This window comes from Desulfovibrio piger ATCC 29098, from assembly GCF_000156375.1.
Taxonomy (GTDB): Bacteria; Desulfobacterota; Desulfovibrionia; order Desulfovibrionales; family Desulfovibrionaceae; genus Desulfovibrio; species Desulfovibrio piger.
Window position 1 is genome coordinate 46,987 of sequence record NZ_DS996360.1, and the last position, 10,975, is coordinate 57,961.

The 10,975-nt window shown below is 66.4% G+C and carries 10 protein-coding genes; 5 read left to right on the top strand and 5 right to left on the bottom strand.

All coding sequences use genetic code 11. From position 1 onward, the window contains the following. The 3 genes from DESPIG_RS14130 to DESPIG_RS10975 form a co-directional block, all read left to right on the top strand. A partial coding sequence (locus tag DESPIG_RS14130) for a hypothetical protein (RefSeq protein ID WP_006008634.1) occupies nucleotides 1-213 on the top strand: 213 nt, incomplete at its 5' end. 1 nt (nucleotide 214) lies between these two features. Beyond that, nucleotides 215-1,264 carry a thiamine-phosphate kinase gene (thiL, locus tag DESPIG_RS10970; RefSeq protein ID WP_006008636.1) on the top strand — a complete coding sequence of 350 codons (1,050 nt, stop codon included), beginning with the start codon at nucleotides 215-217 and terminating at the stop codon, nucleotides 1,262-1,264. A 3-nt stretch (nucleotides 1,265-1,267) separates the two neighbouring features. Next, nucleotides 1,268-1,918 (top strand): class II aldolase/adducin family protein, encoded by a 651-nt coding sequence (locus DESPIG_RS10975; protein WP_006008638.1) that lies wholly within the window; start codon nucleotides 1,268-1,270, stop codon nucleotides 1,916-1,918. Nucleotides 1,919-2,335: 417 nt separating this feature from the next. Here the strand turns inward: DESPIG_RS10975 and thiF are convergent, their stop codons facing one another. The 5 genes from thiF to DESPIG_RS11000 form a co-directional block, all read right to left on the bottom strand. Next, entirely contained in the window at nucleotides 2,336-2,947 is a 612-nt protein-coding gene (thiF, locus tag DESPIG_RS10980; RefSeq protein ID WP_006008640.1) for a sulfur carrier protein ThiS adenylyltransferase ThiF, read from the bottom strand. Between the two features lie 293 nt (nucleotides 2,948-3,240). Further along, nucleotides 3,241-4,362 (bottom strand): 2-iminoacetate synthase ThiH, encoded by a 1,122-nt coding sequence (gene thiH, locus DESPIG_RS10985; protein ID WP_006008643.1) that lies wholly within the window; start codon nucleotides 4,360-4,362, stop codon nucleotides 3,241-3,243. Between the two features lie 13 nt (nucleotides 4,363-4,375). Beyond that, nucleotides 4,376-5,161 (bottom strand): thiazole synthase, encoded by a 786-nt coding sequence (locus tag DESPIG_RS10990; RefSeq protein WP_006008645.1) that lies wholly within the window; start codon nucleotides 5,159-5,161, stop codon nucleotides 4,376-4,378. Between the two features lie 78 nt (nucleotides 5,162-5,239). Next, nucleotides 5,240-5,440, bottom strand: coding sequence for a sulfur carrier protein ThiS (gene thiS, locus DESPIG_RS10995; protein WP_006008647.1), 201 nt, complete (start codon nucleotides 5,438-5,440; stop codon nucleotides 5,240-5,242). A gap of 447 nt (nucleotides 5,441-5,887) precedes the next feature. Next, on the bottom strand, nucleotides 5,888-7,459 hold the full coding sequence (locus tag DESPIG_RS11000; RefSeq protein WP_006008653.1) for a lipopolysaccharide biosynthesis protein: 1,572 nt from the start codon (nucleotides 7,457-7,459) through the stop codon (nucleotides 5,888-5,890). Between the two features lie 340 nt (nucleotides 7,460-7,799). Here DESPIG_RS11000 and ilvD point away from each other — a divergent pair, with 340 nt between their 5' ends. Next, nucleotides 7,800-9,479 (top strand): dihydroxy-acid dehydratase, encoded by a 1,680-nt coding sequence (gene ilvD / locus DESPIG_RS11005; RefSeq protein WP_006008659.1) that lies wholly within the window; start codon nucleotides 7,800-7,802, stop codon nucleotides 9,477-9,479. A gap of 229 nt (nucleotides 9,480-9,708) precedes the next feature. After that, nucleotides 9,709-10,650, top strand: coding sequence for an AEC family transporter (locus tag DESPIG_RS11010; protein ID WP_040370076.1), 942 nt, complete (start codon nucleotides 9,709-9,711; stop codon nucleotides 10,648-10,650). The last annotated feature ends 325 nt before the right edge of the window (nucleotides 10,651-10,975 follow it).

Below are 10,975 nucleotides of genomic sequence, written 5' to 3' on the forward strand. Positions count from 1 at the left end.
GCGTCCGCCGCTCCCGCCGGGGAGGCCGCCGGTGGTTCGGTGCTGGCCGCCGCCGGAGCCGTGGCCGCGGGCAAGCGTCCCTGCTTCTGCCGCCACAAGATCTTCGGCCGGGGCAAGATCCTCGGCCTCATGCCCCCGAACAAAGTACAGGTGAGTTTTGCCGGTTTCGGGATCAAGGTCATCCTGGCCGACTATCTGCAACTGGAGGACTGATATGTCCCAGCCTTCGCGCGCTTCTGAAGACAGCATCCTTGCCTGTCTGGCCCGGCATTTCCCGGCCACGCATCCTTCCCTGCTGCTGGGCAGGGGCGACGACTGCGCCGTGCTCAAGGCCGGCACGCCCCTGTGCGTGAGCAGCGACCTCTTTCTGGAGGATGTCCACTTCCGGCGCTCCTATTTCACGCCCGAGGAGATCGGCCACAAGGCCCTGGCCGTCAATGTGAGCGACATCGCGGCCTGCGGCGGCCGTCCGCTGGCCTTCACCCTGGCCCTGGGCCTGCCCGATGACGTGGATGCCGCGTGGCTCGACCGCTTTTTCTCCGGCATGGCCGCTCTGGCGCAGGAACAGCGTCTGGCCCTGGCGGGCGGCGACTTGTCCCGCAGCCCCTTCCTGCACGTGAGCATCACCATCTGGGGTGAATCCTACACGGGCGGGGACTTCCTCGTGCGGGGCGGCTCCATGCCCGGGGACAGCCTGTTCGTGGTGGGCCGTCCGGGCCTGGCCCGCGTGGGCCTGCAGGTGCTGGAGAAGGAAGGCCGGGCCGCGCTGGAGCACTGGCCCGCTGCCTGCGCCGCGCATCTTTTGCCCGTGCCGCAGGTGGATGCCGGGCTCATGCTGGCCCGGGCGGGCGCCAATGCCCGTCCCCCGGCGCTGATGGACCTTTCCGACGGCATCATGCGCGACCTGCCGCGCCTGCTGGGCCGTACCGGCGAGAGCCGGGCCCGGCGCGAAGGCGACACGGGCACCGCCACGGACAGCGGTCTGGGAGCGGCCATCCTGCTGCCGCAGGGCATGCTCCATCCCGAAGTGGTGCGCCATGCCCGCGAGAACGGGCTCAACCCCGTGCACGAGGCCCTGCTGGGCGGCGAGGATTACGCCCTGCTGGGCTCCTGCGCCCCGGACATGCTGCCCATCCTGCATGCGGCCATCCCCGGCTTCATGAGCATCGGCACCATCACTGATGACGGGGAACTGACCTGCAACAACGAGCCGCTGGACGCGCTCCAGGGCTTTGATCACTTTGCCGTATCCGCGGAGGCCTAGATCATGTCCTTTCCTTGTTTCCACCAGCGTCAGGGCCGGGACATTGCCCTGGCCGGGCTGCCGTCGTCCATCGTCCGGGAACTGGCCGAAGTCTGCCGCGAAGCCTGGCACGGCGGCATGCTGGCCGGCTGCAACGGCAACGCCAGCTGCCGCTGGCTGAGCCCCGAAGGCGAGCGCATCGTCATCACCCGCAGCGGCGCGGCCAAGGGGCGCCTGACGCTCCGGGACCTGTGCGTGCTGGATGCCCGGAGCGGCGCCACCCTGTACGGCGGTCCTTCGTCCAGCGAAGGCCTCATGCATCTGGAAGTCTACGCGGCCCGGCCCCAGTGCGGGGCCATCCTGCACACCCATCCCCGCCGGCTGCTGGCCCTGGCCCTGAAGCTGGAAGGCCTGACGGACTGGCAGGAGCGCTTTTTGAAACTGCCGGTCTTCGAGTCCGGCGTCTGGCGGGCCCGCCTGGGCTACGCTCCGGCCTTCGAACCCGGCACCCGCGAACTGGCCGAGGCCGTGGGGCAGGCCGCCCGCGACTTCGAGGCCGTATGGATGACCCGCCACGGCCTGTGCGCTTCGGCCCCTTGTTTGGGCCAGGCCCTCACCCTCAGCGAGGAACTGGAGCATCTGGCCGCCATCCAGCTGCTGGCCGGGTTAAGTTAGTCTTTTGAGGGGAGGAGGGACCCCATCGCTGCTGTCGATGCCCGTAGCTTCCTTTGTCGCAACGGGCACGGCCCTGCGGGCCGCCATTCGGTCGCTGCTGGCGCGAGAGGAGGTCCCCCCTCCCCTCAAGCTCCCCTCCCCCTCCCCAGCGCGCTTTATCAGAACGTACGGCCCCGGACTGTCATGCAGTCCGGGGCCGTACGTTCGTCATGGCTCTGGGCAGGTGCCGACAAGGGGTATCCTGTCGTTATGGAGAAACATGGAAAAAAAGGGCAGGCCATCCCTTTGTCCGTAGCGGCGGAAGGCAGCCGCAGGCCGTACTCGTTGGCGATACAGGCAGCTGTGGGATGGGCATTTCCTCCTTTTCAGGCCACGCCAGGCGCAAGGTATCAGGGGAAGGAGCCCCTCAGAAAAGACCTATTCCACGCCGGTGAGGATGAATTCCAGCATGGCGTCGGCCAGCAGGGCCGCGGCCTCGGTCACGCGCGGGGCCAGGGGCGGATATTCGAGGATGTCGGTCTCGAAGTCGCCCACCAGCACCAGATTGCCCAGCATGCGCTTTTGCATGGGCTTGCCGCCAAAGCCGCCCATGCCTGAGGCACTGGCGATGCGGCGGCCCGAGAGCATGACCTTTTCCACCAGCAGGCGCTTGTCCGCCGCGCCGTCCAGGGCTTCCAGCCACAGGGGGCAGCGGGCCACCAGTTCGTCCACGTTGGCGGCGTCGATGCGCAGGCGGCAGGTCTCCACCCGGGCGTCGGGGTTCAGCTCCCGCACCAGTTCGGCCAGGGCCTCCACCTTGGGGCGGCCCAGATGACGGGGCCAGAACTGCTGCCGGTTGAGGTTGGAGGCGTCCACCACGTCATCGTCGATGAGCAGGAAATGCTCCACGCCGCTGCGGGCCAGCATCATGACGGCATTGGAGCCCAGACCGCCCGCACCGGCCACGCCCACCCGGGCGGCCCGCAGGGCCTCCAGCTGGGCCGGGGAAAGATAGCGCGTCAGGCCCTGACGCAACACGTTCTCACTCATGGCAGACTTCCTGAAAAACGGTTTACGGATGGATGCGTCCAAACGTCATCCTGAAACAGCCCTTTCCGGGCCGCATCCACGGAATGGACAGGGACCCGGCCACAACGGGCGAATCCGGTCCCTCATGAAGAGGTGGACTGCCCCGCCCCCGTATGAAAAGGAGGGACGTCTTTCCGGTGGAAAGACGTCCCTCCCGAATAAAGCGCGCTGGGGAGGGGGAGGGGAGTTTGAGGGGAGGGGAGACCCCTCTCGCGCCAGCAGAGGGGTCCCTCCTCCCCTCAACAACACTCTGCCTAAGCGTGGGTCAGGGTGGGGTCTTCCCAGTCCTTGATGACGGCCTGGTAGCCATTCCTGGTCAGGTCGGCGATCATCTGTTCCACGCTGCGGTGGTCGGTGATGTCGAACTGGCCGCTGTTGTCGGCATGGGTCTTGCGGCCGCCCACGGCGGTGGACACACCAGCCGAGACGCGGGTCACGCCCAGCGGGATCAGGTGGTCACGCATGAAGGCGCTCTCGCGGCTGGAACAGGTGATGGACGAGCGCGGCAGGAAGCAGCGCAGGGCCGTCACATACTGCACGAAGCGGCGGTCATCGAGGGCGTGCGGGATGTCGAAGCTGCCCTCATGCGAACAGATGCGGGGGATGGACAGACCCACGTCCACGCCGGGGTAATGGCGCAGCAGCCACCAGGCGTGCAGGCCGGTGGCGAAGGCGTCCTGTTCGAACTCATCCAGGCCCAGCAGGGCGCCCAGGCCCAGGGAACGCATGCCCGCGCGGGCGGCGCGTTCGGGGGCGTTGAGGCGGAAGGCGTAGTCCTTCTTGGGGCCCACCGGATGCAGCCAGTCGTAGAGCTCGGGATTGTAGGTCTCCTGGAACATGGTCATGCTGTCCACGCCGCTTTCCACCATGAGGCGGTATTCGTCCTCGGTCATGGAATAGACTTCGATGCCCACGCTGGCGAACAGGGGCTTGATGCGGCGGGCGACCTCCGCGATGTACTCGGGCGAGGAGAGCTTGCGGGCATCACCGGTGAGCAGCAGGATGTGCTGCAGGCCCATGTCCGCGATGGCCTTGGCTTCGTCGTAGGCCTCGTCGGGGCTCAGGTGGCGGCGCGGCTGCTTGTTGTTGGCATTGAAGCCGCAGTAACGGCACTGGTTGGTGCAGTAGTCCGACACGTAGAGCGGCGTGAACAGGTTCACGGCCCGGCCGAAGTAGCGCAGGGTCAGCTCATGGGCGCGCTGGGCCATCTGCTCCAGCAGGGGCGCGGCCGCGGGCGAGAGCAGGGTCAGGAAGTCGGCGGGCTGCAGGTAGTCCTTGCGCAGCACGGCGCGCACCTGGTCTTCGGTGGCGCCGGCGGCTATCTGGCTGCGGCGTTCGCGCGGCCAGTTTTCCAGATATTGCTGAAAGTTTTCCATGTCTGCCCCCGACCTAGCGCAGGAAGCCCGTCAGCGGAGAGGAGGCCTGGGCGCCTTCGCCGCTGGCACGCACGGCACCGGGACCGGCCAGCCAGGCGGCGCGACCGGCTTCCACGGCCTGACGGAAGGCACGGCCCATGAGCACCGGATCGGTGGACGAGGCGATGCCGGTGTTCACCAGGCAGGCGGCGGCGCCCATCTCCATGGCCTCGCAGGCATGGGAGGGCAGGCCGATACCGGCGTCCACCACGATGGGCAGGTCGATCTCTTCGATGAGGATGCCGATCATCTCGCGGGTGCGCAGGCCGCGGTTGGTGCCGATGGGCGCGCCCAGGGGCATGACGGCGGCGGCACCGGCATCCACGCAGGCGCGGGCCACATAGAGGTCGGGGTTGATGTAGGGCAGCACGGTGAAGCCTTCCTTGGCCAGGATCTCGGTGGCCTTGGCGGTCTCGTAGCCGTCGGGCAGCAGGTGACGGGTATCGGAGATGACTTCGATCTTGATCCAGTCGCCGCAACCGGCGGCGCGGGCCAGACGGGCCAGGCGCACGGCCTCTTCGGCGGTGCGGGCGCCGGAGGTGTTGGGCAGCAGACGCATGTGGGAGGGGATGTGCCCCACGATGCCCTGCTGGCCTTTTTCCACGCGGCGCATGGCCACGGTGATCACCTGCGCGCCGCTGCTGGCGCAGACGTCGGGGATGAGGGCGTCATTGCTGTATTTGCCGGTACCGATGAACAGGCGGCTCTGCAGTTCCACGCCGCCGATGATGAGGGGATCGTTGTTCTGAAAATCGCTCATGATGGTCTCCTGCGGCCGACCGGGCCGCGCGGTGCGCACAGGGCGCAGAGGAAGAAAAAAACGTCGTCGTGCCGACGGCTAACCGCCGCCCACGAACTGCACGATCTCCAGCACGTCGCCCTCGTTCAGGGCGGTGGCCGCGAAGTCCGCGGCGGGCACGATCCGGCCGTTGTGTTCCACGACCACGGCGGTGGCGTCGTGTTCCCGCTCCCGCAGCAGGGCCGCCACGGTCAGGCCTTCGGCACAGGTACAGGCTTCGCCATTGATGGTGAGTTGCATACTGCCTCCACAAAAAAACCCGTCCACCTTGCAAGAGGGCGAAACGGGCACGTTGGGCGCAAAAAGAGCGCACGTTGCCAGCTTCCCTTCGACAGCACTATCTGCATCAGGTGCAGGGCCGCACGGCGGCCCTAGGGGTCAGGGTCCTTGCACCCTTTCTCAGCCCGCAGGCTCCCCCAGCCGGAAGCAAAAAAGTAGTCCCGGGACGGAAATATTGCAAGGGGGCATGCCCGGGCTTGGGGATTTTCCCCGTGCCTGCCTTGCCAAGGCCCTTGTGCTGGCCTGCTGCGGACAGGGCCCGGCAGTCCCCATCCTCCACAGGCAGCGGCTTGTATCCTCAATCTGTTGCAGAGGTGCCATCCCGGGACGTCTTCCAGAGACCGGGATGGCGTTTTTGAGGAAGCATGAGGGGCTCTTGGGGGCTGCCCTTCCTCAGGATCGAAACGGTCAGCGTCCCAGGCGGGCGCGCAGCTTCCGGATCTTTTCACTCATTTCGGCGCGGCTCATGCCCAGCAGCTGGGGGATGAGCAGGGCCATGAGCGCGGCGGCCAGGGTGTAGACGACGCCGGAGACCAGAAAGCGCAGCAGGGAGTCGATGCCGCCCAGGCCCAGCATGAGGGTGAGCTCGCGGCAGGCAAAGGCCACGGCGGCCAGCACCAGCACGCACCAGATCTCGTGCAGCATGATGGGCAGCAGCCGGATGGGCACGAAGCGCGAGGCGCGCCAGAGGCAGATATTGACGGTCACGCACTGCACGGCGATGGTCTTGATGGACAGGCCCACGGCCCCCAGATGCAGGCCGCCGTAGGCTTCGGGCGCCAGCAGGAACCAGGCCGTGGTCATGCCGTAGACGCATTCCAGCAGGGTGAGGTTGCGCAGTTCGCGGGTACGACCCGAGGCGTGGAACACGGAGCTGGCCAGCTGCAGATAGGACTGGTGCAGGGGGTAGAGGGCCATGATCTGCACGGGCAGGATGGCGGCCGTGAACTCCGCGCCCCCGAAGATGCGCACCAGCGCCGGGCCCTCGGCCATGCTGAAGCAGGCGAAGTAGGCGGCTACGGCATAGATCAGGGGGGCGAAGCGGTTGACCAGGCGGCCCATGAGCTGGAGGTCGCGCTGCCCCCAGGCGATGGAGAGCTCACGCATGACCAGCGGCGTCATGGCCGAGACGAACATCAGGCAGGCCAGACAGACCTTGTGCCCCAGGGCGAAATAGCCCTGCTCGGCGCTGCCGTCGAACCATTGCAGCAGCCAGCGTTCCGCGGCGGCCATGAGGAAGATGAGCAGGGCCTGGACGAAGAGCGGATGGCTGTAGGTGAAGAACTCGTGGCAGTAGGCTTTGTTGCTGTCGGCGCTCAGGCGCAGGCAGAAGGTGGCGTCCGGGCCGCCGTAGCAGCGTTCCCAATGGCGCCGGGTGACGATCCAGTAGCCCAGGGCCGTGACGCCCAGCATGGCGTACTGCTGGCCGAAAAGGCTGAAGATGTTCAGCCAGTCCAGCAGGAACAGGCCGATGAGCAGGAAAACGGCCGAGAGCGAGACCACGGTGCGCACCATCTCGGACTGCACGGTGGCGCCCACGGCGTCGTTCATGGAGCGGAGCACGCGGCCCCACCAGGTCAGAAAGGCCCAGATGGCGGCCAGAGGCGCCAGCCACAGGGGCACGTCGGGCATGAGCCAGTTGCCGACGAGGGGCACCTGCATGGCACCGGCGATGAGCAGGCTGATGACGGCGATGAGCAGGCAGAGCCGCATGTAGAAGCTGATGAGGCCCGTTTCGGACTGGCGCCGGGACAGGGCATTGTAGAAGCAGGTGGACGTGCCCATGTCCAGGAACATGAACAGCTGCTGGAAAAAGTTGGTGGCAAAACTGTAGTTGCCGTACATGGCCGGGCCCAGGGCACGGGGCAGGATGGCTTCCATGGCCAGATAGACCGGCACGGAAGCCACGTTGGCCAGCAGCTTGCATATATAGCGACGCGCCAGACTTGGCGTGGAGGGGGGATTCGTCCTGTTTTCCATGCGGGAAAACCTAGCCCACTTTGCGGCCTGCCACAAGCCGGGAATGGGGCGCGGCGTACCTTGCCGGCCGAACGGCCGCCGGGGACAAGTGTTTACGGCCTCCGGCTTTTTGCGTATGAAAAAACATTGAGCGCACGCACAAACAGCGCACCGGAGGACGCGGCCCAGCCGCTCCGGGAGCGGCCGCCTTACCGGCGGTCCCGCCCCGCCCTCAACGCCACCATGCGGCGGGCTGCCGCGCCGCTGCCCCCGTGACGCCCATGCACAAGATACCCGCGCGAACCCTTTGCGGCCCCCTGCCGCCGCGCGGGCTGCTGACAAACGTCCAAAGGATACCGTCATGGAAGAGAACAGCAAAAAAATGAAATCCGGCCTGGAAAAGGCCCCTCACCGTTCCCTGCTTTATGCCCTGGGCCTGACCCGCGAGGAAATGGAACGTCCTCTGGTGGGCGTGGTCAACGCCGCCAGTGAAGTGGTGCCCGGTCACCTGCACCTGGGCAAGCTGGCCGAGGCCGTCAAGGCCGGCGTGCGCATGGCCGGCGGCACCCCCCTGGAATTCCCCGCCATCGCCGTGTGCGACGGCATCGCCATGAACCACGAAGGCATGCGCTTCTCCCTGCCTTCGCGCGAGTTCATCGCCGACTCCATCGAGATCATGGCCCGCGCCCACGCCTTCGACGCCCTGGTCTTCATCCCCAACTGCGACAAGTGCGTGCCCGGCATGCTCATGGCCATGATGCGCCTGAACATCCCCTCGGTGCTGGTCTCCGGCGGCCCCATGCTGCCCGGTACCCTGACCCCCGGCAAGCAGGGCGACCTCATCACCCTGTTCGAGGGCGTGGGCCGCGTGCGCAACGGCCAGATGACCGAAGAAGAACTGACCCAGTGGGAAGAACGCGCCTGCCCCGGCTGCGGTTCCTGTGCGGGCATGTTCACGGCCAACTCCATGAACTGCCTGGCCGAGACCATCGGCGTGGCCCTGCCCGGCAACGGCACCATCCCGGCCGTGCATGCGGCCCGTGTGCGTCTGGCCAAGCAGGCCGGCATGCGCGTCATGGATCTGGTGAAGCGCAACATCCGTCCCCGCGACATCGTGACCCGCGGCGCCGTGGAAAATGCCATCGCCGTGGACATGGCCCTGGGCTGCTCCACCAACACCACCCTGCACCTGCCCGCCATCTTCCATGAAGCCGGCCTGGACATCGACCTGTCCGTCTTCGACGAAGTGAGCCGCAAGAGCCCCAACCTCTGCAAGCTCTCCCCCGCCGGCCACCACTACATGGTGGACCTGGAGAACGCCGGCGGCATCCCGGCCGTCATGAGCGAGCTGGACAAGCTGGACCTGATCCGCAAGGACTGCATGACCGTCACCGGCAAGACCGTGGGCGAGAACCTGAAGGAACGCAACGCCCATATCCTGGATACGGACGTGATCCACACCATCGACAACGCCTATTCCAAGGAAGGCGGCATCGCCATCCTGCGCGGTTCGCTGGCCCCTGACGGCGCCGTGGTCAAGCAGTCCGCCGTGGCGCCCGAGATGATGCGCCGCGAAGTGACCGCCCGCGTGTTCGAGAGCGAAGAAGACGCCATGCACGCCATCCTCGACGGCAAGATCAAGCCCGGCGACGGCGTGGTGGTGCGTTACGAAGGTCCCAAGGGCGGCCCCGGCATGCGCGAGATGCTGTCCCCCACCGCCGCCATCACCGGCATGGGCCTGGGCAAGGACGTGGCCCTGTTCACCGACGGCCGCTTCTCCGGCGGTACCAACGGTGCGGCCATCGGCCACATCTCTCCCGAAGCCGCCAATGGCGGCCCCATCGCCCTGGTGCGTGACGGCGACCGCATCCTGGTGGACATCCCCAACCGCAAGCTGGACCTGCTGGTGGACGAAGCCGAACTGGCCCGCCGTCGCGCCGAGCTGGTGCCGCCGCAGAAGGAATGCCCCTACCCCGTGCTGCGCCGTTACGCCAGCATGGTGAGCTCCGCCGACAGCGGCGCCATGTACAAGAAAGTCTAGGACGCTTTCCCGGCCGGGACGGGCGCCCGCGGGAGGGACGGTGCCGTGCCGTCATCCCCTGTGAGGCTGCGCCTGTTCCTTCCGGGCATCCGTCCGGCTCTTCGGGGCCGGTATGATGCCCGGAACGCCGAAAGACGCCCGCTCGTTTACCGATGGTCCCGCATTGCCGCCGATGCAGTGCGGGACCATCGTTTCCTGGCAGGGCCTTTTCCTGCCGCACAGGTGTGTCATGGTCTTTTTCCACGCTCTTCAGGGTATCCTCAGTTTGCAGATCATCGTCACGGTGGCGTATGTGCTGGCCCGTAAAGGCTGGTTCTCGCCCGAGACCCAGATCCTGCTGCCCCGGCTGGTCACCACTGTGGCCCTGCCTTCCTACCTGTTCTATACCATCACGCATTCTTTCGGCCGGGACGATCTCGTCCATCTGCTCTACGGCTCGCTCTTCCCGCTGCTCAGCATCCTGCTGACGTTTGGCGTGGCCTGGCTGATAGCCACGATAGCGCGCGTGGAACGGCGGCATTTCGGCCTGTTCTGCGCCAGCTTCTCCACGTCCAATACGGTCTTCATCGGCCTGCCCGTCAATCTGGCCCTGTTCGGGGATGCGGCCGCGCCCTATGTGCTGCTGTATTTCTTTGCCAATACCAGTTTTTTCTGGAGCGTCGGCAGCTACCTCATCAGCCACGACAACGAAGAGCTGCGCGGTTCCGCCACGTTGCTGGACAATGTGCGCCACATCTTCTCGCCGCCCATGCTGGGTTTCCTGGCCGGGCTGGCCATGACCCTGCTGGGGCTGGGCCTGCCGGATTTCGTGCAGGAGGCCCTGCGCTATATGGGCAACCTCACCACGCCGCTGGCCCTGATCTTCATCGGCATCTGTCTTTACAAGATGGATCTGCGCCATCTGCACCTTTCGCGCGACCTGGTGCTGGCCCTGCTGGGCAAGCTGGTCATCTGCCCCCTGATACTGGCCGGCATGCTGCATTTCGTGGATCTGCCCGAGCTCATGGAAAAGGTGTTCATCATCCAGGCCGGTCTGCCCTGCATGATGCAGATCTCCATCCTCGGCGCCGTCTACAAGACGGATGCCTCCTTCGGGGCGCTGCTGGTCAGCCTGTCGACCATCCTTTCCGTCATCACCATCCCCATAGCCATGACGCTGCTTTCGCTGTAGCGTTGAAGGGGCGGGCGAGAGCGGGAGCCCAAAGTTGTTGAGGGGGGAAGGAGGGACCTTTTGCACGCGCGTGAAGGTCCCTCCTTCCCCCCTCAAGCTCCCCCCCATCCTCTCCTAAACGCGCTTTACCGGTCGGGCCGCTCCATCAGGAGCGGCCCGACTTTCTCTCTGGCTGAACCAGTACTCCTGCTTCTGTCCAACCTTTCCGCGTACGGCTGCATACCCAGATCCCTCTGTTCCATCTATGCAGCCTCTCCACCCCTTGCCCCGGCGCGCCGTAAAGGAACCGGGAACCAAGGCGGGGCAGGGGGTGCAGGGGGCCTGG